Origin of the sequence: Paenibacillus sp. BIC5C1 (genome assembly GCF_032399705.1) — a bacterium.
Lineage (GTDB): Bacteria > Bacillota > Bacilli > Paenibacillales > Paenibacillaceae > Paenibacillus > Paenibacillus taichungensis_A.
The window spans coordinates 228,908-254,477 of the sequence record NZ_CP135922.1 but is presented as its reverse complement, the minus strand read 5'-3'; the positions used below and the strand labels follow the sequence as shown (position 1 = coordinate 254,477).

The window sequence follows — 25,570 nt, the reverse complement described above, 5'->3', positions numbered from 1 at the left end:
TCTCATGCCGGTTCTCTGTCCGCTTTCCGTCAAATGCCATAAAGGACCGACAGAGCACAGCATCTCCAGCGGTCCTTAATTTATGTTCATCTGTCGTTGAAAGTCAGCTTCCTGAACGCGGCTCGTTCCCTATGCAACGGAGACTCTGCCAATCTCATCGGAACAGTCCACGACTCCTCCTGCCGCCCCCACATCCCGCTCACCACATCAATTCTCTTTTCATGCTTATCTGCAAACCATGCCGCCATAATCTTCATGAATAGGTCTCCTTTCGGATAATGATGGGTTAGCCATTGGAGTAAGCACAATCGTTATTTTCGTTATTATAAAAATGTTATTGTTTTATTCATAAACAGTCTAAGACGTTATGAATGAAACGTCAATACACAAAAAAGACACCCCTAAGGGTGCCTCTCTCTTGATCCATATCGAATATTATAAGTTCATTTTCGCTTTGCCTTTGTCATTCGGTTAAACATAATCAGTGCAGCAATCAACATGGCAACAATTGCGATATTACTTGCTGCATCGTGCGACATGCCGAACAGAACGCCCAGATTGGTAACTAGGCCTCTGACAATCAGCGCAACCGCAATCAGCAGAATGGGGCTCCAAAAATTATACCTTCTCATCCTTCGCAACACTCCTGACCAGATTGTTCAGAAATTCCGGATCTCATAACACAATCATAACAGTCGTCATGTTCAGTTACAACAGATCAGACGATCCTGCGTTACACTTGTTTGAATTCGATCCAGTCGATCTGAAGACCCGGTTTGGTGAAGTCTAGCTTCAATTCGTACAAACCTGCTTCCAAATCCACTTTAACAAGTTTCTGTCTTATCCATTTACCTTCAGTACCATTGGTTTGAATGGTCGTCATCAATTGATCATTGAGAATGACATTACATGCACTTTGAGCCAGTTCCGGCTCAGGAGACATGATCTGTACAATAATCCGGTATTGACCTGCTTCATCCACTTTCATGTAGACAGGTTCGCCCACAACAGGTTTGACCTGTGCATTATCAGCCAGCACTTGTGCCTGCTCTGAGGAAAGTGAAGCATTCGCTTGGAATGTAGCGACATTCTCTACAATTTCATGTTTTCTCGAGAAGACAGGTGCATTCATAATGAACTCACAAATATTCATGGCTGAGCGCTGAAGCTCTCCGCGTGTCAACGTCCCATTTTCCAGAGATTCGATCGTATTATCATCCCAGCCGTTGATTTCTGCACCATAGTTAGGTACAACCATGTACAGATCATTTTGAGCGCGAACCATCCAATTCGTGTTTTTCCGATCTGCCGGTCCACCTTCAACGCCATCGTTCATAATAGCCCACCAGTCGGTCATCACGATACCTTGGAAGCCCCACTCTCCACGAAGAATGGTCGTGTTCAGATCGTAGTTCGAAGCCGCCCAATGTCCATTAATCGGATTGTAGGAGGTCATGATCGAGTTCGCACCGCCTTCTTTCACGGCAATTTCGAACCCTTTCAGATAGATCTCACGCAACGCACGTTCGGATACAACAGCATCCACTTTACTGCGATGTTTCTCCTGATTGTTGCAGGCGAAATGTTTCAGCGTAGCATTAGAGCCACCCTTCATGATTCCTTTCGTGCAAGCAGCAGCAAATACACCGGAAATCAGCGGATCTTCTGAGAAATACTCAAAGTTACGTCCGTTCATCGGACTCCGGCGAATGTTCAATCCAGGCCCGAGCAGTGCATCCACCTGATTTCTCAGCAATTCCTGGCCTTCCATCACATACAGCTCTTCGACGAGTTCTGCATTCCATGTTGCTGCCAGCAAAGTTCCAATGGAAACCTGTGTAGCCTTCTCCCCGCTATCCATACGAATACCGGATGGGCCATCAGCAGTACATGCAACAGGGATTCCATAATTGAACAGACTGTCACTCACGCCGCCAAATGCGGAAGCTGTACCCGATGTAACGAGTGGGCTGCTCATACCTTCGCCTCTTACGATGGCTGCCAGATCCTGATCACTCAATTGGGCGATAAATGTTTCTAGACTGACCTTGCCATCCTTGACATCTCTCAGCTTGTAGCCCTGATTGCCGGTTTGCTCCAGCGTTTGTGGCAAGCTTTGTTCAATTCGTTCAGCCATGGATACTTGGCGTGTTGGTACATCTGCAAAGATCAGCTCGTAAGATCCATCATCTTTGCGCGCTCCCGGCTTCATTCTCGTAAAGCTTTCAGTCGGTGCCATTGCCTCTTGGAGCTGTTCCACGAGTTGAATCGTTTCTACGACGTAGCCATCTTGGCCATCAATGCTAACATGCTCCACATTTTTGACACTGGTTCCTACGTACAAACGATATGTTCCTGCCTCAAGTACATACGCCGATGCATGTCCTGTTACGCCAGCATCATCATAGGAAGCCATGGAATCGACAGGGAAGCTCACAGTCAGGCGCTGAGATTCACCTGGCTGAAGCAGATTCGTTTTGCCGAATGCCACCAGAGCTTTTGCAGGTTTCCCTAATTGACCTTGTGGGGCTTCATAATAGATCTGCACTACTTCTTTACCGGCATAGGTTGTGCCTGTATTGGTTACGGTTACATTCACCTTAATGCTGTTTTCTCCGTTTTGAGAGATCAATTTTGCGTCTTCAGCCTTGGTTGTGAATGTGGTATAGGACAAGCCGTATCCGAATTCAAATTGTACTTTTTCAGGTCGAAACGTTTCGAAATAACGATAGCCTACGTAGATATCTTCTTGATAAAGGTTCTTAAACTCATTTCCGTAATTGCTTGTGGAAGGATAATCTTCAATGGAATACGCAATCGTATCGGTCAATTTACCACTTGGGGTAACATCTCCGGCCAGTACATCGGCGATCGCATTACCACCCTCCATACCGCCATGCCACGAGTAAATGACACTTTGGATCGGATGAACGTAACTTTCATCATTCAACCAGCTCATGTCCATGATGTTCGATACATTCAACACCACGATCGTTTGTTCAAAATGATTTGTGACCTGCTTCAGCATCGCTTTCTCATCTTCCGTCAACCGGTAGCTGCCTGGTGCATCCACGTTATCCTGATCTTCGCCTGCTGTTCGTCCAATCACCACGATTGCTTTGCTGGATTTACTTCTGGCTTGGGATACCACTTCGTCCGTTAAAGGCATTTCTTTCTGATTCCAAGGCTCTGCTGCCCATACTTTTCCACCGTCATCAAACGGGTTTTCTTCAATCCATTTTTCATAGACAGCTGCCAATTCTTCATTAACTGTAAGTCCTTTTTTGCTACGCAAACCATCCAGCAAATTGGTTGTATACGCTACATGAACGCTGCCGCCTGAGCCCGTACCACTGCGATAATAGTTGACTTGAATCCGTCCAAACACTGAAACGTTTTCGTCTTTTTGAATCGGAAGCGCCTGTCCTTCGTTCTTCAAAAGCACTGCGCCTTCAGCGGCAACCGTGCGGCTAAACTCTGCAAACCCTTCCAATGGAACTCCGATTTGATGTGTGCTCAATGATTTCCCTCCTGTTTGTCATCTCCATCTCCACGAATCACTATGTATATTCGTTAATCTGGTAGATTCACTTGTATCTAGTCTCATATTAACAGATTCTATAGTAGAAAATAAATCAGGTTAAACGTTTTTTCTCACAGTAGACATGATTTTGTAATTATCCAACTTTAAAAGCCACGAACGTTATTCGTCCGTGACTTTTAATCTTGTGTGACCTGTGCATTAGGTCGTTAATTTGGCGTAGACAAGGAAGAACACCATGTTCTCTCCCACGATTGCATAATTAGGCACCCGATAGATCAGGTCCACAACGATAAACGCAGCCATTATCCCCAGCATAAATATCAAGTGATGCGGACGGAGCCGCAGATGAGCATGCCTGTATCGGTGGAACACCAGCGAAGTGGACAGAAAATACAACAGAACTGAGCCAAATACAAAGGCCAACATGAAACCATAATGGAGTTCATTCAGGTATAACAGTTGAATGGAAGCGGCAATCATGCTCATGGATATATAGATGAACAGATGGCCGTATATGATGGCTTGCCCGGCGGTCTGGATCTCTTTACTGACCTTTTTCTCAACATTATCAAAATACTGCCACCACATCGCAATCACGAATATGGATGTAAACGCCGCGAACAGAACAGATTTTACATCCCAGTGATCCATTTGCAGCACGGCAATGATACTGACGACTGACTCACCGAGCAGGATAAGTGTAAACAGAGCGAAACGTTCCAATAAATGATGGGTATGTATCGGCACCTTCACCAGATTTCGGCGTCCGATGAGCGGGAGAATGATATCCACGGCAATGCCCACGTACAAAATCGCATATCTCAGCCACGAATCAAAGAACAAGGAACCTGTTGAGATCAATATGCCGATGATGAAGCATACGCCCAGATAACGGGCGGCTTTTTGTTGATGTTCACTTTTGGAATTATGAATCATAAAATATTGAACGGCTGTCAATACCCTCGAACCGATATAACCCGCAAAGAAGGGAAGATAGTATTGATCAAAATCAACCGAGAGGCTCGCCGTCATCACCAGAACAGACAGGAGTTGAAGGATAAGGAATACTCGATGGATGAAGATATCCTGACCATAACGGTTTATAAATAGGGTCTGACCGACCCATGCCCACCAGACAGGAATAAAAATCAAAACAAATTTCATCAAATATTCAAACGAAATCACGCCATGTTCGGCATGCAGCAGGACATGACCCGCTTTGGAGACCGCTGCTACAAAAAGCAAATCATAGAACAGCTCCAGCCAAGTAACCTTTTTCTCCATCATCCTTCAATGCTCCTTTTGGTTAGACTCTTACAAAAAGATTGCTTATTCTTGCCTCTTCTTTAACGTGTCCGCATAGAATGCGAAGGCTCTAACGTTCTTACCTGGATCGGCTGCAAATTGCCTTCAATTTGGGCACGATATGGCTCAAACCATTCAGGCAGCATGAGTTTCTGTCCAAGCGACTCCGCTGGCTCATCTTTCGCGAATCCAGGAGGATCGGTAGCAATTTCGAACAGGATTCCGCCGGCTTCTCTGAAATAGATTGCGTTAAAATATTGACGGTCCCGAACTGGGGTTGGCTGATAGCCGTACTGTTGTACAGCTTCTCTCCACTGCTCGTGCTCTGCAAAGTCTTTGGCACGCCACGCAATATGGTGAACCGTCCCTGCTCCGCCTGTCCCCAAAGCCATCCGGGTGACAGGAACATCCACGACATTACCGATATCTCCGACGGACCGGAATCGTACATACTCCTCATCTTCGTCTACTTTGGTGAATCCGAGTATTTTGGCCAACGCATCCATCGTTCTCTGTGGATTGACGCTGAACAGCACAGCACCTCCAAATCCTTTGATGGCTTTGTCAGCAGGAATGCCTTCATGCACCCAGGTGCTGGCTGGACCCTCTTCACGTTCAACCAGTTCCAGACGCAAGCCCTCGCTGTCCTCAAATTGCAGCAGCTCTTCATTAAAACGACTTGTTTTGGTTACCTCAATGTTATACTGCTCCAACCGATCCTGCCAGAAGCCAATAGTCCCAGGTGGAATCACATATGAGGTGATGCCAACCTGACCGCCACCAATTTTGCCTCGCGACGATCCGGCTGATGGGAAGAATGTGATAATGGTACCTGGATTTCCGTTCTCATCCCCAAAGTACAGATGGTACACATCCGGCGCATCGAAGTTGATTGTTTTTTTCACAAGCCGAAGTCCCAAGACACCAGCATAAAAGTCGACATTGGCCTGCGGATCTCCCGCAAAAGCTGTAATATGGTGAATACCTGCAGTTTGAATAGTCATCATCATTTCCTCCTAGGTTTATAGATCATTTTTGTATGGGAAGAGTTAATTGTAGATCGTCTTATAGGTGCTTTATTTATATTTATAGTCATATATTATCTTAATATTAAGATATTTATCCAAGCTGATTCAGTTATTATTTTGTTCGGCCTGTTCCTGTTTCAGTTTATCCGGAGTGACGTCATCGCCGTTCGGATCATAGATGGTTACATTCAGCAGAATATCATTGATCGAACCACGAAAGGTTTGCAGATATTCCTGACGCAGACGAATTTGCTCCGCTTTCTCCATCTCCGTCAACCCTGCCGCATTGGCTTTTCTTGAAAGTTCATTTATTCTGGTCAATGTTGGAATCATCATCTTGATCTCTCCTCGTAAATCGGAATTAAGATATTTGTTTTTTGGTGTAATTTATATTCAAATTAAATATCTTAATTTAAAGATAAATGATTTATGATCCGTTGTCAACCGTTTTCTCCCATTTAAAATAGAATAAAAAAAGAGCTTACTCCAAAGTTTGACCTTAGAGTAAGCCCTTCTTATGTTTAGATATAGGTTAACCCAACTTCTGACCACAGTTTGGACAGAAATTTGCTCCTTCATTCTTGGCGCCACAGTTCGGACAGAAGTTCGGCTTTTTATTGTCCACAGACGAAGAAGATGCACTTGCATCGCTGTTTTGATTAGCCGCAGGCTTTTGATCCGAATTCTGATTCTGGTTGTTCTGGTTCTGATTCATGTTCTTCATCATTTCATTCGCCATGTTCATGCCCATCATCATGCCCGCCATATCCGAAGCAGCGCCGCCACCCTTCACTTTACCGGAGGAGATGCCATCAGTCATGCTGACCTGCTGATATTTTTGCAAATTGCCGATCATTTCATGTGAAGCGGTCTTCGTAATCATATCCTGAATCTCCTGCGGATAATTGAAGCTCATCACCTGGAAGCCTGTAATTCCGATCCCAATGTCCATCATTTGCATATCCAGATCTTCCTGAATTCCTTTGGCAATATCCGAAGCATTCGCCTGCAGGTTGAACATGTCCTTACCCTCACGGCTAATCCATTTCATTAGCAACTGATCCAGCACAGATGTAATCCGAATCTTAACATCCTCGACCAGATAGCTCTGCTTGATACCCGCGATTTTATCGATCAATGTAACATAGTCACTCACTTTAAAATTAAACGTACCATTTGCACGAATCGGCATCCCGCCTGGAAGTTGAGGAGTTGGAATCAATACCGGGCTTTGCGTGCCCCACCGAACCGTAAACTCCTTCGTATTCACAAACAGCACTTCGACCCGCATGCCACTGTTGAATCCGAACTTGAATCCTTTTAAGGTAGACAGAAAAGGAATGATCTCGGAATCGATATTAAACGATCCTTCGTCTTCGAAAATCCCTTCCACCTTGCCGTTATTCAGGAAGATCGCATCTTGCCCCGAACGGATAATCAATTTACTTCCCTTCTTAATCTCACGGTTACTCCACTTCCAGAAAATCATGTCATCTCTAAACTCTTCCCATTCCACTACATTTGAAAATTGATTTTTGAAAAATCCCATACTCGTTCCCATCCCTTCTATTTGGTCTTACTTCTTATCTTAGAAAGATCTGCTGCTACCACTATGCGAATGGCCACCTCGGGTGGTACCTCCCCCACCTCCACCGCCTCCGCCACCATTATTGTTGTTCTTCTCAATTTTCCGTTTGGTTACGGTAGTACGGATATACCGATCCTGACGATCGACCACACTGGAAGTACTTGAATCCTCATAAGTAGCACGATTGACTGTAACTCGCCCACCGGAACGATAGGCCATTACCCCAACAACAACTCCTCCAATTGCTATGGACGCAATAAGTTGGAACCAGATATTAAAGAGGATATTATCAGGATTTACTCCCGGTCTAATTCCCATATATTCGTAGGACAGCTTGATATACTTTTCAAAAGCCAGTTTATAATTACCGTCCGTTACATCTGGTGCAATCTTGGCTGTGATTTTATCGGCTCTGCCATTGTCGATATACTCTTTCCCTTTATAGAAACCAGCCAGATACATCTTCCGGTTATACATATCAATTGTCAAAATAACTGCATTACCATGAGCCTTATCGTAACCAAACCCCTGATCATCGTAGAAATCCTCAGTGAGCAGTATTTCACTCTTCTGCTCCTCATTATTTGAGGTGTAAATAACGAAATCCGTCTGCCTCTCCGCCCCATATTCATTCGCCATTGCGTTCAGTTCACTTTTCTCCTGCTCGTTCAGCAGATTAGCTTCATCGTAAATCAGGTTCTTGCTATCTGCTGCCGATGCTACTGACATTGTAATCAATGGAGACACGAGGGTAATCACTAATAAAATGAGTGCTGCCATCCATGCCAAATGTTTTCTTTTTCTCACAGGAATCCACCTCCCATCATCCAGGAGACCAGTTTCAATGACAATAAGGAAACGGCTGAAATTCCTGCGAACCATCCGGCAACTTTAGCTTTGCTGATAGGCGGTTTCCCCACCACTTTACCTGTCTGACCATTCATGGCAAAGGTATACTGCGAACGATTGTAGTCATAGTAAACCATCCATACCGGGAGCAGCACATAGTCTGCATTTTTCAATGTAGTATCAATCTGTTTGTCTGTGTAACTGACACTGTTATAGCCTGAAACCGTTGATGCAATATAAGAATCGATATAAGAGCTCGTTTTTTCCTTGGCGCGCGGGTATAGTTCCTCATCGGTATAACTATATTTTTCCGCAATGTACCCGGCGAGATACGGGGTTTTGAAAAGCTTTAACTGGTTATACGGAAATGGCTCCAGCTTATCCATCAGTTCATCTTTCATTTTTTCCGAAGCATCAATGGGCAGATTCACATAATTCAGCCGGATTCTCCGGTAAATATCAAAATGCTGCGTTTCCGTGTAATGATAATCACCCTGCGTGTAAGTTCTGATTTTTGTGCCACGGCCATGTACTTCGATTTTGTTATGTAACTCATATAACCAGAAGGGCACGTATATCCCGGTAATGCTCTTAACCCGGTCAGCTGTCATGAATCCGCTAGGTGTCAGCAAGCCGTTTCTGCACCATTTTTTGAACGCCTGCTTGGCCTCATCCTTACTGATCGAAAAGGGTAAGACCATGGCCGGTGCCAGATCTCCCGTCAGTCGATCACTCAGAACAACGGCAGCTCCACAGAAGCTGCATGTCGTTGCACTTGTCTCCGGCTCAGTTACAATATCCGCGCCGCAGCTGTTACAGTGATACTCCTTGACCTCATTCTCCGTGAACACCTGTTTCTTCAGCGGATCGGGGATCTGTTCGATATTATCCTGTCGTCCGCAGCTGGGGCAGGATAACGCTCCAGTTGCACTATTAAAAAGCATTCCACTGCCGCAGTTGGGACACTTGTACTCGATTACCGGCATTTGCTCACCTCAATGTTTAACGAAATGTATTACATGATATATATCGTTATTTATCTTCCAATTTCTTCTGAATTGCTGTAAGCTCTTCCTCTGGGGTCGGCGTCACCTGTGCATTATTACCCGCTTCGGCATTCATTTGCTGCTCCAACTGCGCAATGAGTACATCCAAATCATCTTCCTGTGCCCCAGCACGAAGTTCAGCCAAAGCCTCAGCTTCGTTAAGTGCCTGATTCGCCTTGTCTTCCATCGCCTTCAAAGCAGCATTCGCATTGGCAGCCGAAGCGTTCCGTTCATTGGCCTGTTGTTGCGCATTGGCAGCCGCCATCCTGCCCTTCAGCTCCGCATGCCGAGCTTCCAATTGCCCCATATCCGCAACCAGCTTCTCGTGCATATGCTTCATCATTTTGGCTTTGGCTGAAGCCCGATCATAGGCAGCTTGTAATTCGTTCAGTTTCACAGTCTGCGCTGCCTTCTTTTCCAGAAATCCACGTGCCTTGTCTTCATCACCGGACTCCGCAGATTTCTCTGCATACCGCTGTAATTTCTTAATCTCTGCATTGCATTCGTCCAAAGCCCTCTTCGCCCGGCTCTCATCCGAGAGAACCGCAGCCGTCTCTGCCTTCACCTGACCCAGATCACTGCTCAAGCTCCGCATATATTCATTCACCGTCTTCTCCGGATCTTGCGCCCGAGCCAGCACATGGTTCACATTCGCTTTCATCACGTCCCTAAACCTCGATAAGATTCCCATCTTTCGTTCCTCCTTCGATCAGTTCATATGTACTATAATACATGAATATGAGGTTGAAGGTTTCATTTACCGCCACTGCAACAATAAATTTGAAGTAATCCAAGCGTGACATAATCCCCTTACGTTATAAAAGAAAAGACGATCGCCTATGGCGTCGCCTCATTAACTAAAACTCTTCGAAATCATTGTGTCCCTTTTCGTCATTTACAGTTCTTCTATGAATTTGATACTTTCCTCTGCAATTAGATCGGGATCAGCATCATGAACGTAATGACCATTATGTAATAAATGATAGCGCCCAATTTTCACAGACTCAATGTAGTTTACTAAGTAATTTTTCCAGTCCTCGACAGGTAATTCCTCTCCATTAGATATAAAAAAATACATGGGCACATCGGGAATACCTCGTTCTAAAACTTGTGCTGCATTATTCCTAATCATTTTAACTTCTTCATTCATGTTCAGTGTCTGCGTTTTCTTATAAAATAATGCCCTATAGATCTCCTCCTCTTGGGAGGATAGCCTCTTCTCTTCAATTGCAGCAGACGAATTAACAATATCGGGGAAAAAACGGGTTATTCCGACACGAGCTCCTAGGCCTGTAAGACTCCTCATTCCAAATGAAGGTAGAGGATACTCTTCATAAACTTGTGGAATAGCAGGATCAAGACCAATGATAGCCTCAATTTCATTTGGATACATTTGTGCCCAATATAGTGCTTCTATGCCCGACATAGAATGCGGAAATAGCACATAGGGCGGTGTTTCTCCCGCTAACGTCAGAGCTGTTCTGGTTTCTTCCAACATTGTATCGATATCACGTGGGACCTTTGCCGTTGCACTGAAACCGTAGCCTGCCTTCTCAACAACAGCAACCTTGTATTGATCCGACAATCTGGAATAAAGCGCCTTGAAATCCAATACAGGAGAAGATGTGCCCCCACCTGACATAAAGACCAGTGTATGTTCTCCGGAACCTTCTATATAGACATGCATTGGGTGATTATTAACATCAACCATTACACCTGGGGGTGATAATATGGCCGATTCTATCTTTAATTTAATTGTATGATTCGCGAAACTAATTGCTATGAACAAAAGCAGGATACCCAATAAAGCCAATGAACCATAACCCATTCGTCTGAGTACAATTTTCATTATATTCCACCAACATTCTATCCGATTTCCAATTATTATAGCATGTGTTCATAGACGTATACTTTACTAGGATTCGACAGGAAGGCTATTGGAGCTGAAAGCATCGGGTACCGCCAGAATGTTGGTGATGTCATCAAAATTATCATGGCAAAACTACGGTTTGGATTGATTGGTGATCCAATCTGGCAAGGAGTCCATCTAGGATGGATTCCTTGAAGAATGAACAATTCTGGCATTTGTACAAGAGAACATTCCGGAAGCCTTGCTAATGTGTATCTTCCCATCCGATTCTTTCATTTTCTCATCTAAAAAGATTTTAAACGCTTTGGCTTCCTGAAGACTCATGACTTGTTCATTTCCTTCCAACCCATTCATGGATAATACATATTCGACGATTGCGTTTGAGTCTGTTATGGAAAGCGAATCTTCATACACATGTAATTGCACATCAGTAAAGGCGTTTTCAAGTTGTTGCTTTCCGTTCTCCATGGAAAATTTCGACTCAATCATGCCAAGAACACTGTCATATTGGCTATCAGGATTAAATTCTTTTACCAACTCTTTCATCTCAGCCATATTTCGTGAACCGATGGTACTTGCATAAAAGGTCCCGTTCTTCTTAAGCACTCTCCCGATCTCGGACAATGCCCTCTCCAGATTCCCGAGATGATATAACATATGATTCGCGATTACGATATCAAAGCTTTCATCTGGATAATGAATATCCTCTGCATCCATGACACTCCATTGGATATGTTCCCCAAAATGAGCAAGATTGCGCTCGGCATCCTGAAGCATCCCTGACGATTTGTCTGTAATGGTTATATCCCAATGATCAGGAATGCGCTCGGCATTGGCCATCCACAATAATCCGTTTCCACCGCCCAATTCTAAAACCCTGAGATGATCCTTCTTTGGAAATTGATCAAAGACCCAAAGAGGCCAGGGATATGGATTCGTGCTATATGTTTTATGCAAATGAATTCTCGCGTTGAACTTACCCGAATTAGCATATTGCTTACTTTGGTTAGGGTTTTCATTTTTGGCCGACATTTGAGTCCGCTCCTTTAGCCAGACGCCACGTACGCATGGAATCCGCATAGTTTAATAACTGTTCGGCAAACATCTGGACCTCACTGTCGTTCCAATCGCGCAAGATATGTGCCAAACCATCAATACTCACTTTCAGGAAATCAGACAATTCCTCTTCTCCCAATGGAGACAAGGTAACCAAACTGGACCGTAAATCATTCGGATCTGAGACCGCAACGATATGACCTGACAGTTTCAACCCCTGAATTCTCCGGGTGATTGATGAGGGATTCAAATCTAGTTTGCTGGCAATATCCGTGATCCTCACAGCTCCCTGTTCCTTGACAAACAGCAGAATTTCAAACGTTAGACGATCCAGATCTGACCGAAGATTTTGTGCATGCGTAAATTCTTTAACTATTCTTAACGTACCGTAAGCCAACTTCTCCAGCTCATCTCGATTACTTGCCAAAAAATGATCACCTCCAATCTGATCATAATTTATTTGTTTGCGCAAAGCAAATAAATATTTTCTCGCACTTTGGTTGGTTGCTATAATAACTCCGCTGGCCCAGGGATGCCATTCCTCTGCAAGTTGGCTATAATAAGGAAAGCCCTCTGGTCTGATGACCAGCAGGAACCATGAATGATTTTTATAAAAGGCAGGAAAATTATGCGTACACGAGTTCATATTATCGCTCCTTACGAATCCATGACTACTATTATAGAAGAATGTATTCCGCTATTTCCCCAGTTAGCCATTCAATATGAGGTGGGCGACCTGATGAAAGGCGCCGAATTGGCGGCCCGGGCTGAACGAAACGGGGCGGAGATTATGATTAGTCGCGGCGGTACTGCCCAGCTAATTAAGGAAGCCGTAACCATTCCCGTCATTGATGTGCAGTTATCCGGATATGACATGATTCGTTCGCTAACGCTCGCAAGCCAGTTCAACGGCCAAACCGCTATCGTTGGCTTTGCCAACATTACTTCAGGCGCACAGTCGATTATCGATCTAATGGAACTGCCATTAAAGGTGTATACTATACGCAGCTCCGAGGATGTAGCAAGGCTGCTGCTGGAGCTGAAAGCGTCAGGGTATCGTCAGATTGTTGGCGATGTTATCACCGTGAATACAGCCAAAACATATGGAATGGAAGGATTGCTGATCCAGTCTGGCAAGGAATCCATCCTCAGAGCGCTTGAAGATGCCCAGTTGGTATATCGGTACTTGAGCAAAAATCACGCGATATCCGTCATACTCAAAAATCTGGTCACCCAAGAGCATCCTAATCTTCTTGTTTTAAACGAGCAGAGCGAGGTTGTTTTTGAGAATTTGACCGATTTTGAGCAGAATCCACTCACCGATAATCACATTTATCTCACCAATACCAACCTGGATTTCCATCAATCCCAAGTTCAAAATGTGTTCATCGTGGATGATTACCAACTTACGGTAACGGCCTATGAGACGACGTTAAATAACAAAACCTATAAAGTATACTCCCTTGAAAAAGGACAGCCCTATGCTTTTGCACAATTCGGCATAACGGCATATACCGATATATCCATGGAACCGATCGTTGCCGAATCACCTGCCATGCAGACCGTATTGAAAAATATCCGGGCCGTTTACGAGAACCATGAACCTATTTATCTGCTTGGCGAAGCGGATTCGGGCAAATCTTTTCTCGTCAAACATATACATCAGATGTACTCCAGCGGTGGGATGATGCTCCAAATCGATCTTGCCCAGGTTCCTCCAGGCCATTTGCACAAAATTCCACTCTCCAAAGTGCGCAACGTAGAAATTAATCATTTGGAAGATGGCTCGAAGGATGAGGAATTAATCTCATTCATTCAGACTTGTCTACAGAGGCAGATCGGAGTATTCATCCTGGGGGAAAAGGGATTGAGTCCAAACAGAACACTGGATATCGAGCTGAATACGATCATTATGCCGAGCCTTGTGGACAGGCAGGAGGACCTTGCGCCACTGATCCAGCATTTCCTCAGCGATTACTACCAGAAGTATGGGACGGTTGCTGTGAAGATGAAAGAGGACGCGTTGCAGCTAATTAGGGAACAAGTTCCGCATATGACAGTGAACCAGCTGAGGCATCTAATCAAACAGGCTGCACTGAATGAACAGGACTACGTGATCTCAGCCGAGACCTTATCACATCTGCTCGGTGAACAACCCTCACCCAATACGATGATGTTTAATGGTACGCTGAAAGAAATCGAAAAAGAGATTATTCAATTCGTTCTACATGAGGAAAACAATAATCAATCCAAGGCGGCCGATCGCTTGGGGATTAACCGTGCCACGTTATGGCGTAAACTTAAAGAGTAACTCTTTAGGTTTACGCTTTTTTTATGATTATATGTGTTGCATAATTAAACACTAATAACTATTACTTAAAATTTACAATAATTAAGTGTTGCTAAAATAAACAATATGGGATAACATAATCCATGCAAACGCTTTATAAAAACGATTACTTCATAAGGAGCCACTACTATGAACATTAAAGCAACATTAGATCGTATTCCTGGCGGTATGATGGTTGTTCCCCTGTTGCTCGGTGCAACCATTAACACATTCTTTCCGAATGCTTTGCGAATCGGGGGTTTCACGGAAGCCCTGTTCGTAAATAGCTCAAGCACATTGATTGCCCTGTTCCTGTTGATTGCTGGTACACAAATCACGTTCAAGACGGCCGGTTCTTCGGTTGGAAAGGGTGTTACACTGCTTGTGTTCAAGTGGGCAGTTGGTGCAATATTAGGTTTGATCGCCATCTATTTTGCGGATTCCAATGGTTTATTCCTTGGTTTGGCACCGCTTGCTATTATCGCTGCAATGACGAATTCCAATGGTGGACTGTACATCGCATTGGCCGGACAATACGGCAAAGAAGATGACAAGGCTGCTTACCCGTTCCTCGCACTTAGCGATGGACCTTTTCTTACCATGGTTGCACTCTCTATTTTCGGTGCGATGGGCTTCGCCAACGGCATGTTCTCCCCGATGGCTTTTGTAGCCGTACTGCTTCCACTGATCGTCGGTGTTGTTATCGGTAACCTGGATCGCAACCTTGCTGAATGGCTGCACAAAGGCAGCGACAAGCTCGTTCCATTCTTCGCCTTCTCACTTGGTATGGGAATCAACTTCTCGTCCATCATTCAAGGCGGACTTAGCGGCATTATGCTGGGTGTAATTACTGTATTGATTACTGGCGGCGTCGGCTATCTGCTCTTCAAAGCCATTGGCTGGAATCCCATTGTCGGAGCTTCGGAAGGTTCCACAGCCGGTAACGCTGTAGGTACACCTGCTGCCATCGTAGCTGCCAATGCTTCATTTGCTCCAATTGCTGAAATCGCTACCGTGCAGATTGCGGCGAGTGTTGTGACAACCGCCATTCTGCTGCCGATCTTCATCGGATTCCTTTCCAAAAGGCTGGATAAATCAGGCGGTGTCGAGAAATACAATCAAAGACCGTCCACATAAATGCAATGAATTTAGCTGACCGGACTTATATTTAATTTTGATTTTCAAGGAGGGATGACTGCATGAAATTAGCCATTATTGCAGATGATTTGACCGGTGCCAATGACAGCGGGGTGCAGCTTGCCCGTCATGGATTAAAGACAAGCGTGCTTTTCAACATGGACGAAGATAACATTCGTCATTACGATGCGGTCGTGTTTGATACCGATAGCCGTTCCATCACACCGGAGGATGCGTATCAGCGGGTTAGCCGAGCAGCCGAACTGCTGTTAAGGAACGGATTTAGTACCATTTTCAAAAAAATGGATTCGACCATGCGCGGAAACATCGGGATCGAGATCGACGCTTTGTATGATGTGGTCAAACCGGACTTCATGATGATTGCCCCGGGCTATCCCAAGAACAATCGCACCATTCTTAATGGCACACATTATCTGAACGGGGTTCCACTGGCCGATACCGAGATTGCGAATGATCCGAAGACACCTGTGACCCTTTCATATCTTCCGGATTTGCTCAAGCTTCAGACCAAGTATGAGGTGGGCGAGGTTACGGTGAGTGATCTTGAATTAGGTATAGATCATATGAAGACGAAGCTGGAAACCTTTAAGGCAAACGGCATTCCCTATATCCTCGTCGACTCGACGGATGAGCAGCATTTGGAGCAGATTCTAAGCATCACCAGCAAGCTGGATTACTCATTTGCCTGGGCAGGCTCTGCAGGGATCGCGAACTACCTTCCCACTCATTACGGCTTGGGAGCCACGTCTGCGGAATTGAACATTCCGGCGAATTCAGGTCCGATCCTCACCGTGGTAGGGAGTGTGAACAAAAACTCTCGTGAGCAGCTCAAGCTGTTGCTACAGAAAACTAACGTATCATCCATCCCGTTCCACTCCTTCAAAGCCGTATCGGGATCGGCAGATCGTGAGCAAGAAATCGAGCGTGTGTATGAGGAAGTGATGGCCAAAGCCGTGGAAGGCAATGACGTTGTTCTCTATTCAACGGCCGAACAGGTAGATATTGAACTGGCACGTGCTACGGGTGAAGTCCGAGGACTTAATCACACCGAGGTCAGCAATGAAATTGTACGGGCCATAGGTGAAATCTGCGCCAAGCTGCTGGAGAACGGGTACTTCAAAGGTGTGTCCATGACGGGCGGAGATACAGCTAAGCAAATCTGTATGAAGTGGAATATCAGTGGTTTTGAGCTGCTTGATGAGCTTGAAATTGGTGTACCGATATCGAAATTTATTGGAATTGAGGATCTGCACGTGATTACCAAAGCGGGCGGGTTCGGCAAGCCCGACGTCTTCATCCATGCCATTGAAAAATTAAAAGGAGGAGTTACCGTATGAAACCAACCGTAGGAATTACAATGGGCGATGCAGCAGGCATCGGACCCGAGATCATTATGAAAGCATTGGGCCATCAGGAGGTCTACAACCATTGCAATCCACTTGTCATTGGCGATGCAAAAATATTGGAGCGTGTCCTGCCTGTCATCGGATCGAGCCTGAAGGTAAATGCTGTTCATGAGCCATCCGAAGCCAAGTATGAATTCGGTACGGTGGACGTTATTGATCTGGATCTCATTCCTGCAGATCTGGAATATGGAAAAGTATCTGCCGTTGCGGGAGATGCAGCATTTCAGTTTCTGGCCAAGGCCATTGATCTAGCCAAAAAACAGCAAATCCACTCCATCTGTACGGCACCTCTGAACAAAGAAGCCCTACACCTGGGTGGACACTTGTATCCAGGACACACCGAGATTTTGGCTGATCTGACTGATACAGAGGATTTCTCCATGATGCTGACTACACCCAATCTGCGAGTAATTCACCTTACGACACATATGGGCCTGATTGATGCCATTGCAAGCATCAACCCGGAAAGAACATACACTGTGGTTAAACTGGCTCATGATACGTTGAAAAAAGCCGGCTTCGAAAATCCACGTGTAGCTGTTTGCGGTATCAACCCGCATGCAGGTGAGAACGGACTTTTCGGTAATGGTGAAGAGGAAGAAAAACTGCAGCCTGGCATCGAACGTGCGCAAAAGGAAGGCATTAATGTCGTTGGTCCACTTCCGGCGGACACCTTATTCTTCCGTGCTGGCCGTGGCGATTTCGATATCGTTGTGGCTTGTTATCACGACCAGGGACATGCCCCAATCAAAGTCATGGGCATTGAAGAAGGTGTGAACATTACGGTGGGTCTCAAAGGCGGCATTATCCGTACATCTGTAGACCATGGAACAGCCTTTGACATCGCAGGCAAAAACATCGCCGATGACAAAAGCATGCTGGCCGCCATCCGTTCCGCCATTGAACTTGCGCCAAAAACGCAAATTTAAAGCAATAAATGAGATATGTTATAGTAACGACCGCTTCCCATTCTTCTCCTGGGAAGCGGTCGTTTTGCGTATAAGTTGTTGTCAGTGGGGATGGACTTTTCGTAATCTTCATCACATACCTTAAAGTAAAAAACAATTGAGGGTGTGTGAACTCCGTGAACAATACTTCCCTGCCATCTTCTACTATGGAGAAACCCAACTTTCTCGTCATTCTTGTGGATGAAGAGCGTTATCCTCCTGTATATGAGAGCACAGAAATACAGGCATGGCGCAGAGAAAATCTGATTACCCAGGAACGTTTAAAGTCCCACAGTATGGAATTCCATCGGCATTATATCGGAACAACCGCCTGCTGTCCCAGTCGCGCTACCATGTTCACAGGTCAGTATCCATCACTGCACGGAGTCAGTCAGACTGTCGGCATTGCCAAGGAATCGTATGACTCCGACATGTTCTGGCTGAATCCCAATACGGTGCCTACGATGGGCAATTACTTTCGAGCAGCAGGATACCAGACGTACTATAAAGGAAAATGGCATATATCCAATGCGGATATCATCTCTCCCGGCACCCACCAAAGTGTTCCCAGTTATCACCCCTTGACTGGGGTTCCTGAGCCCCAATTGGAAAGTCTTTACCTTCACGCGAGCCGTTTGGAGGAATTCGGATTCTCCGATTGGATCGGCCCTGATCCCATAGGCAGAAACCCTCGCAACTCCGCTTCCTCCGCCGCCTTTGGCTTAAGTGGACGGGACGAGGTATACGCCGCCGAAACGGTTCATCTCATTGAGTCCCTTGATCGCAGGAAGAACGAAAATCAACAAGTTGAGCCCTGGCTCATTGTCTCTTCCTTTGTGAACCCGCATGATATTACGCTATATGGTGATTTAGCGGCGCGCCTACCCGATTTCAAATTCGAGGTAGATCCAATGCCCGCAGTCGACGCTCCGCCGACCATACACGAGTGGCTGGGCACCAAACCGCGTTGTCAGGCAAGTTACCGAGACTTGTATCCAAAAGCTTTACAGCCTATCACCAATCAGAGCTTCTATCGCCAGCTATATTACCAATTGCAAAAAAATGCGGATCGTCAAATGTTCAAAGTATATGAGGCTCTTACGCGCTCCTCCTTCTATGACAATACCATTGTTATTTTCACATCGGATCATGGCGATCTGCTCGGCGCTCACGGTAATCTTCATCAAAAATGGTACTGTGCCTATGAGGAATACCTTCATGTTCCTTTTCTGATCCACAATAAACATCTGTTTCCCGAGCAACAACATGTGCATAGCCTGACAAGTCATGTCGATCTGCTACCAACCATGCTGGGTCTGGCCAATATTAACTTTTCCGAAATCCATGGACGATTGCAAAAGGAATTCAGTGAAGCCCGCCATTTGGTAGGACGGGATCTCACCCCTCTTGTTTATGGAGACCCTAATCCCGCGCTGACCCAGCAACCGGTCTATTTTATGACGGACGATGATGTCACACGTGGTCAGCACCAAACCAATCCATTGGGCATACCCTATTCGTCTGTTGTACAGCCCAACCACATCGAGACCGTAATTACCACCCTTTATAAAAACAACAAACCGGAAATCTGGAAGTTTTCCCGGTACTTTGACAATACTCAATTTTGGACTCAGCCGGAACATGATGAATATGAATTGTACAACTTGACGGACGATCCGCTGGAAACCTGCAATCTGGCCCATTCCGCCTATGCCACTCCGCAGACGATGAACATTCAGCAGTGGATGATGCAGCTTCTGAAGGAACAACGGAAACAAAAACGTTTGTATCCTCATCAACCCACGATATAGAGGATTGGGGAAGTAACATCTCCATGATTCGTTAAACCAAACGGCAGACTTATAGAAATTGCACCTAATAATATGTGCTCGGTTCATTAAACACTGTTAACGCTAAAAAGGATGTCCTCGTCATGTTCATGACTTATGGGACATCCCCTTTTTGCGTATCATCGACTTTAATTATTCAATAAATCCCGCAACAGTCTTCACCTTAACGATCGTACCAATAGCCAGGTATACCTCGTTCCAAACGCATTAACGCTTCAAGATAAAAATAATCGCCCCAGATCGTGTAATCGTCAGGTGAATCCCCACCTCTTACAGAGTAAGAACCATGCTTCAGCAGACCCTCCGCTGTATCGGAGCCCTGCGTGGAATAATAATTAATTAAGGATTTCATGGACGATTCCGCTGCTTTCCGAAAAGTCTCCCGCTCAGGATCAGCTTCATCAAGCCTTCCCGCAATTTCCAGCAAACCGCAGGCAACAATAGCCGATGCAGAACTGTCCCGTTTCGTTTCAGGTGTCTGCGGGGCATCGAAATCCCAATACGCTACTTCATCCTCCGGAAGATGGGCGATGAAATAACGGGCAAGACGTTTGGCTGTCTCCAGCATCTCTGCATTTTGCAAATAGCGGCTGCACAATGCAAAACCATATATCCCCCAAGCCTGTCCACGAGTCCAGGTAGAACCATCATTGTAGCCTTGATGCGTACCACCTCGAATGGCCTCTCCGGTAGTCTGATCAAAATAAAAAGTATGATAACTTGAGTCGTCTCCACGAACGAGGAAACGGCGGCTTTTCAGCGCATGCAGCTCGGCAACGCGGCGATACTCGTCGTTATTGGTCTGCTCATACGCCCAGAACAGCAGCGGAAGATTGAGCAAGCAATCGATAATAATTCGCCCTCCGTTGTTCACGTCACCTTTCCGCCCCCAAGCCTGAATCAGTCCAGCATCCTCCCGCCAGCGTTTCATCAGCATATCAGCAGCTTCCAGCGTGAGCTTCCTTGCGGCAGCGTCATGCTCCACAATCCATTGTGCCTTGGAAGACAACGAATAAAGGAAGCCAATATCATGATGATCGAAAATGCTTTTCTGTTCCATTCGCCGACGGAAGTTATCGACGCTATTTACCGCTGCCTCACGAAACCTCGGGTCCTGAGTATACTCCGTGCATAACCACAAGATGCCTGACCAGAACCCTGCCGTCCACTCCGTATTATCGTTAAGCACATAGTGCTCATCCCCATTACTAACATGAGGGAAGCGTCCTTCAAACCGACCTATATTACGCCGGGTGACATTGAGTGCGTCTTCAATAGCTTTTTTCCACATGGAACAGTTCCTCCTCTAGGCAAGTCATATTCTTCAACCCTCTTGCTGGACAAGTCTGCTGTTTTGCTTATATTGGCCGGGTGTAATTCCCTCATATTTCTTAAAGACACGAATGAACGAATTGCTGTTCAGGAAACCCACCCGCTCGGATACGTCCTGGATCGTCAATTCCTCTGCCTGTAAAATTTTCTTGGATTGCTCAATTCGATATTGGTTAATGTAATCGATCACGTTGACTCCGGTCTGTTCCTTAAAGTACTTGGAGACATAGGTTGGATGAAACCGAAACCGCTCGGATAAATGGGTCAAGCCCAGATTGACATCTGCATAACTCTCATGAATGAATTCCACCAGTTGCTCCTTCAATTCCTCACTGCGGGAACGCTTGCGCTCATGCACCGTCTGGCATACCGTCTCCAGTATCTGAAGCAATTCGGACTCGATCTCCTCAAAGGTCTCACATGCAAACAATTGCCGAATCAGATCGTTGCGCTGCGTCATCTCTTTCTGATCGTCCGTCTTGATCTGTTCTGTAGCCTTCAGAAAGGTACCAATCAACTCAAACATCAGACAGCGAGCCAGTTCAACAGACAAGGGCTCTCCCGCAAAATTAGTCATGAGAATTTCGTTCATCACTTCCGTGGAACGGGCATAATTGCCTGTAGCGATATAATTGATGAGCTGTCTCTCCAGATCAAGAGGGTAATACAGCTCCTCCTTGGGCCGACGAATTCGATTCGGGTCAATAATTTGGCCGATCCCCAGAATCAGCCTGTATTCCAGCGCTTCTTCCGATTCCCGGAAACAATCCGCGATTTCCGAAATACGGTGATGAACATGGCTAACGCCAACAGAGAAGTACACGCAGAATCGGGAGCCGATGAAACGTTGGGCTTCTTCGACTGCACGAATTAACCGATGACTGGTATCCTCCTCACGCTCCCGAATATTGATCAGGAACGCAATTCTTCCATCAATGTCGGCAGAGTATACATGACCGATTGAGCCGATCATCTCCTCCAGCACATTGGTCAGAATTAGGTGCACAAATTGATGCTTCTCCTCCTGGTCCTGCTCACGTACTCTGGAACGGAACAGCCCTTCAACATCCTCAATGTGCAGGAGCAATACGGCAAACGACTCCGTCTCGAATCGAATACCTGAACGTTCCAGAGTCGATGCAAATTCCTCACCAACCTGTACCCTTCCCTTCATCAGCTTGGAGAGCAGACTGCTCCGTATAACGCTTTGCTGATCCTTAAGCCTATTCGCAAATTGATCCTGCTCTTCCCAGGCTTGAATCAGAACAGATTGCAAAATGCCATATTCATCGTCCGGCTGCTCCAGTTTCCATTTGACCTTATCCGAGATAATGTTCATGATCCGTCCCAGCGGACGGTAATTCCGTCTGGTGAACCACCAGGCTGCCACCCCGCCAAGGATAAGCCCTGCGGCAACGCCTCCAAGCGTAATATCGCGGATAACCGTCAGCTTCTTGGCGTAGATTCGGGTAGGTATGATGGATACATACTTCCAGTCCTGGATCTTGGAAGAAATCTGCGATATGGTCACGGATTCTCCGTTCCAATCGATCGTTTCCGTTCTTTTCCCAGCATCATCGAAAAGGTTAAGGTCTTCCCCATTCATGTAAGGGGTTTCAAGAGATCCGGTAGAAAATAACGTTTGACCGTCGTGATCCAGAATGAAAACGGTGCTCTCTTTTTCCAAACGCACATTATCAATGGCTTGCTGGAATCGGTTGGGGTCCAGGTTAACGACAAAGGTCGCAGGGCTGTCAGCGCCATTCTGAATAGGAAACGGCTGAATATAGACCAGCGTGTCTTCAATCCGTCTATCTTCACTCCGAACCTCCATCTTTCGGTACATGCTCTTGCCGGAATCATGCATAAGCCGGGTCCATGCTTCCTCGGTTACATTGGTGCCCTGATAGAACATGTCATATAGATAATTTTTTTGAATAAGTGAAGACGAGGACAGTGCAATATCCGGTTGTTTGATATAAATATACAGTTCACTAATCAGGCCATTTCCGACGCGTGTGGATTTCAGGTTTTTGATCAGATCAATCCCCATGAACCTCCAGCGGGCATCCTGTTCAGACGCATGATTGATGAAGCTCATGAGTTGGGAGTCAGCCATTAATTGATTGCTAATGCTGCCAATATCACTAATCTGGTTATCAATAGTTTCCTGTACCTGAGATAACAGCACCATGTTGGAACGATTCACTTCTTCCTCAAGCAACATGCGAGACTCGGCAAATACAGCAGCACCGATCACAATCGGTATGAGCAGAATGACCATGTAAGAAATGCCCCAGGATAACAGGATGCTTTTTCTCTTCATGCGTCTCCTCCTCACACTGTGTTATTTGGTATGACTTGATAAGGCAACTCTATTCTTTGATTGCTCCGATCATAACACCTTTAACAAAGTATTTCTGCAGAAACGGATAGATGAACAATATAGGCAGGGTAGCTACCATGACGGTTGCGTATTTTACACTTTCCCCGATAGCCTCTTTGTCCATCGCGGTCGCTCCTGTGGTCATCGAATCTGTACTATTCTGAATCAGAATTTCACGCAGCACCAGTTGAAGCGGAAACAGGTTCCGGTCCCGAATATACAGGATCGCACTGAACCATGAATTCCAGTGACCAACGCCGTAAAAGAGAATCATCACCGCAATAACGGGCATGGACAATGGTACGACGATCCGCCACAGAATGAGCATCTCTCCCGCCCCGTCTATACGGGCCGACTCTAGAAGACTTTCCGAGATTTCAGCAAAGGAAGTTCGCATAATAATCAGATTATAGCTGCTGATCAGACCGGGTACAATCAAAGCCCAGAGGCTGTTGCCCATATGAAGTGTGTTATTGATCAACAGATAAGACGGTATGATTCCGCCGTTAAAGAACATCGTGAATACAATCGCCAGCATAATCGGATTGCGGAGCATAAAGCTTTTGCGGGACAACGTGTACGCTCCCAGAATGGTGAACAGCAGATTCAGCGCTGTGCCCACCACCACAATGAATATCGTATTCCGGTATCCGGACAGAATGTTGGGGTTGCTTAGCACCAGCTTGTAGCTATCCATTGTAATTCCTTTGGGGAAAAGCAGCAGACCTCTATGGGCCATGAGTTGACCTGAGTCGCTAAGCGATGCATTCAGCACATGCAGCAGCGGATACAAGGTTACGATAATCAACCCTGTCATCAGAATCGCGTTGGCACCGCCAAACAGCCGCTCACCAATGGACCTTTTCATTCGCAAAAGAAATCCCTCCCTTCACCTCGTTCTTGGCTAGAACAGCTTCGTATTGGATATCACCTTGGACAGGCGGTTGGCACCGATTAACAGCGCAAAGTTAATGACCGACTGGAACAGACCCACTGCGGTTGTATAGCTGAACTCGGCACTTTCACTTATCCCTTTGCGGTAGACAAACGTCGAGATCACATCTGCCGTATCATACACATTCGGATTATAGAGCAGAATAATTTTCTCGAACCCAATCTCCATCAGTCCGCCAATGCGGAGTATGAGAAGAATCATAATCATCGGGATGATGCCAGGAAGCGTGATATGCCATACCTGGCGAAGACGACTCGCTCCGTCCACGTTGGCAGCATCGTAGAGCTCGGGGTTAATGCCGCTAAGTGCAGCCAAATAAATAATGCTGGAGAAGCCAAGCTCCTGCCAGATCGATGAGGCAGTATAAATGGTACGGAAATTGGCCGGATCGCTGAGAAGCGCACTGCTCTGACCGCCAAAATAACCAATGATGGTGTTAAACAGTCCATCCCGGGACGAGAAATCAACAATCATGCCGCAGATGACGACAATGGAAATAAAGTGAGGAATGTACGAGATCGTCTGCACCGTACGTTTGAAGATTTCATGCCTGAGCTCATTCAGCAGAAGAGCAAGAAGAATGGGAGCCGGGAAACCAAACAACAGCTGATAAAAGCTTAACAAAAGCGTATTCTTCAGAATCCGCCAGAAATAATAGCTCTGAAAGAAATCCCGAAAATGCTGCAATCCGACCCAATCACTGCCCCAGATACCTTTGCCCACCGAGTAGTCTTTGAATGCAATGATGGCTCCGTACATCGGGAGGTATTTGAAGACGAGAAAATATAAAACGACGGGAAGAGCCATCCAATAGATGGATTTATTCTTTTTGTAATTGAGCCATAATAAGGAAAGCTTGTGCGACAACTCCTTCATCCCCTTCCTTTTTCACTCCAAAGAGGGCATCCACGGCGGTAAAGC

At 45.8% G+C, this 25,570-nt stretch carries 22 protein-coding genes; 5 read left to right on the top strand and 17 right to left on the bottom strand.

Going from position 1 to position 25,570, the window contains the following annotated elements; genetic code table 11:
* Positions 1 to 86: 86 nt before the first annotated feature.
* From RS891_RS01180 to RS891_RS01120, 13 genes are all read right to left on the bottom strand, one after another.
* A complete protein-coding gene (locus tag RS891_RS01180) occupies positions 87 to 257 on the bottom strand; it encodes a hypothetical protein (protein WP_315794218.1) in 171 nt (56 codons plus the stop codon).
* A gap of 186 nt (positions 258 to 443) precedes the next feature.
* Positions 444 to 632: a hypothetical protein gene (locus RS891_RS01175; RefSeq protein WP_024629467.1), complete on the bottom strand. Its 189-nt coding sequence runs from the start codon at positions 630 to 632 to the stop codon at positions 444 to 446.
* A gap of 101 nt (positions 633 to 733) precedes the next feature.
* Positions 734 to 3,520: a glycoside hydrolase family 3 C-terminal domain-containing protein gene (locus RS891_RS01170; RefSeq protein ID WP_315794217.1), complete on the bottom strand. Its 2,787-nt coding sequence runs from the start codon at positions 3,518 to 3,520 to the stop codon at positions 734 to 736.
* Between the two features lie 222 nt (positions 3,521 to 3,742).
* Entirely contained in the window at positions 3,743 to 4,831 is a 1,089-nt protein-coding gene (locus RS891_RS01165) for a low temperature requirement protein A (protein WP_315794216.1), read from the bottom strand.
* A 59-nt stretch (positions 4,832 to 4,890) separates the two neighbouring features.
* Positions 4,891 to 5,853, bottom strand: coding sequence for a ring-cleaving dioxygenase (locus tag RS891_RS01160; protein ID WP_315796117.1), 963 nt, complete (start codon positions 5,851 to 5,853; stop codon positions 4,891 to 4,893).
* Between the two features lie 129 nt (positions 5,854 to 5,982).
* Positions 5,983 to 6,210 carry a DUF896 domain-containing protein gene (locus tag RS891_RS01155; protein WP_113056364.1) on the bottom strand — a complete coding sequence of 76 codons (228 nt, stop codon included), beginning with the start codon at positions 6,208 to 6,210 and terminating at the stop codon, positions 5,983 to 5,985.
* A gap of 199 nt (positions 6,211 to 6,409) precedes the next feature.
* Positions 6,410 to 7,426, bottom strand: a complete 1,017-nt coding sequence (locus RS891_RS01150) for an SPFH domain-containing protein (RefSeq protein ID WP_315794215.1) — start codon at positions 7,424 to 7,426, stop codon at positions 6,410 to 6,412.
* A gap of 39 nt (positions 7,427 to 7,465) precedes the next feature.
* The gene (locus RS891_RS01145; protein ID WP_181586793.1) at positions 7,466 to 8,245 is read right to left on the bottom strand and encodes a TPM domain-containing protein; all 780 of its coding nucleotides are present in this window, start codon (positions 8,243 to 8,245) and stop codon (positions 7,466 to 7,468) included.
* 23 nt (positions 8,246 to 8,268) lie between these two features.
* Positions 8,269 to 9,300 carry a TFIIB-type zinc ribbon-containing protein gene (locus RS891_RS01140; protein WP_113056323.1) on the bottom strand — a complete coding sequence of 344 codons (1,032 nt, stop codon included), beginning with the start codon at positions 9,298 to 9,300 and terminating at the stop codon, positions 8,269 to 8,271.
* Between the two features lie 46 nt (positions 9,301 to 9,346).
* Entirely contained in the window at positions 9,347 to 10,051 is a 705-nt protein-coding gene (locus RS891_RS01135; protein ID WP_315794214.1) for a PspA/IM30 family protein, read from the bottom strand.
* Between the two features lie 204 nt (positions 10,052 to 10,255).
* Positions 10,256 to 11,209, bottom strand: a complete 954-nt coding sequence (locus RS891_RS01130) for an alpha/beta fold hydrolase (RefSeq protein WP_315794213.1) — start codon at positions 11,207 to 11,209, stop codon at positions 10,256 to 10,258.
* Between the two features lie 198 nt (positions 11,210 to 11,407).
* Positions 11,408 to 12,262, bottom strand: a complete 855-nt coding sequence (locus tag RS891_RS01125) for a class I SAM-dependent methyltransferase (protein ID WP_397386881.1) — start codon at positions 12,260 to 12,262, stop codon at positions 11,408 to 11,410.
* Positions 12,246 to 12,932 (bottom strand): MarR family winged helix-turn-helix transcriptional regulator, encoded by a 687-nt coding sequence (locus RS891_RS01120; RefSeq protein ID WP_113056320.1) that lies wholly within the window; start codon positions 12,930 to 12,932, stop codon positions 12,246 to 12,248. The genes RS891_RS01125 and RS891_RS01120 overlap by 17 nt, the downstream gene beginning before the upstream one ends.
* Here RS891_RS01120 and RS891_RS01115 point away from each other — a divergent pair.
* From RS891_RS01115 to RS891_RS01095, 5 genes are all read left to right on the top strand, one after another.
* Positions 12,915 to 14,597, top strand: coding sequence for a sigma-54-dependent transcriptional regulator (locus tag RS891_RS01115; RefSeq protein WP_315794211.1), 1,683 nt, complete (start codon positions 12,915 to 12,917; stop codon positions 14,595 to 14,597). The genes RS891_RS01120 and RS891_RS01115 overlap by 18 nt on opposite strands.
* 168 nt (positions 14,598 to 14,765) lie before the next feature.
* Positions 14,766 to 15,752, top strand: a complete 987-nt coding sequence (locus tag RS891_RS01110) for a 2-keto-3-deoxygluconate permease (protein WP_315794210.1) — start codon at positions 14,766 to 14,768, stop codon at positions 15,750 to 15,752.
* A 62-nt stretch (positions 15,753 to 15,814) separates the two neighbouring features.
* Positions 15,815 to 17,110: a four-carbon acid sugar kinase family protein gene (locus tag RS891_RS01105; RefSeq protein WP_315794209.1), complete on the top strand. Its 1,296-nt coding sequence runs from the start codon at positions 15,815 to 15,817 to the stop codon at positions 17,108 to 17,110.
* Positions 17,107 to 18,108, top strand: a complete 1,002-nt coding sequence (gene pdxA, locus RS891_RS01100) for a 4-hydroxythreonine-4-phosphate dehydrogenase PdxA (RefSeq protein ID WP_315794208.1) — start codon at positions 17,107 to 17,109, stop codon at positions 18,106 to 18,108. Before RS891_RS01105 ends, pdxA begins: the two co-directional genes overlap by 4 nt.
* A 185-nt stretch (positions 18,109 to 18,293) precedes the next feature.
* The gene (locus RS891_RS01095) at positions 18,294 to 19,937 is read left to right on the top strand and encodes a sulfatase family protein (protein WP_315796115.1); all 1,644 of its coding nucleotides are present in this window, start codon (positions 18,294 to 18,296) and stop codon (positions 19,935 to 19,937) included.
* A gap of 202 nt (positions 19,938 to 20,139) precedes the next feature.
* Here RS891_RS01095 and RS891_RS01090 read toward each other — a convergent pair whose 3' ends face one another.
* The 4 genes from RS891_RS01090 to RS891_RS01075 are packed head-to-tail and all read right to left on the bottom strand — an operon-like array spanning position 20,140 to position 25,525.
* The gene (locus RS891_RS01090) at positions 20,140 to 21,267 is read right to left on the bottom strand and encodes a glycoside hydrolase family 88 protein (protein ID WP_315794206.1); all 1,128 of its coding nucleotides are present in this window, start codon (positions 21,265 to 21,267) and stop codon (positions 20,140 to 20,142) included.
* Between the two features lie 33 nt (positions 21,268 to 21,300).
* Positions 21,301 to 23,634 (bottom strand): helix-turn-helix domain-containing protein, encoded by a 2,334-nt coding sequence (locus tag RS891_RS01085; RefSeq protein ID WP_315794205.1) that lies wholly within the window; start codon positions 23,632 to 23,634, stop codon positions 21,301 to 21,303.
* 49 nt (positions 23,635 to 23,683) lie between these two features.
* A complete protein-coding gene (locus RS891_RS01080) occupies positions 23,684 to 24,568 on the bottom strand; it encodes a carbohydrate ABC transporter permease (protein WP_113056313.1) in 885 nt (294 codons plus the stop codon).
* A 30-nt stretch (positions 24,569 to 24,598) separates the two neighbouring features.
* A complete protein-coding gene (locus RS891_RS01075; protein WP_397386880.1) occupies positions 24,599 to 25,525 on the bottom strand; it encodes an ABC transporter permease in 927 nt (308 codons plus the stop codon).
* Positions 25,526 to 25,570 lie beyond the last annotated feature (45 nt).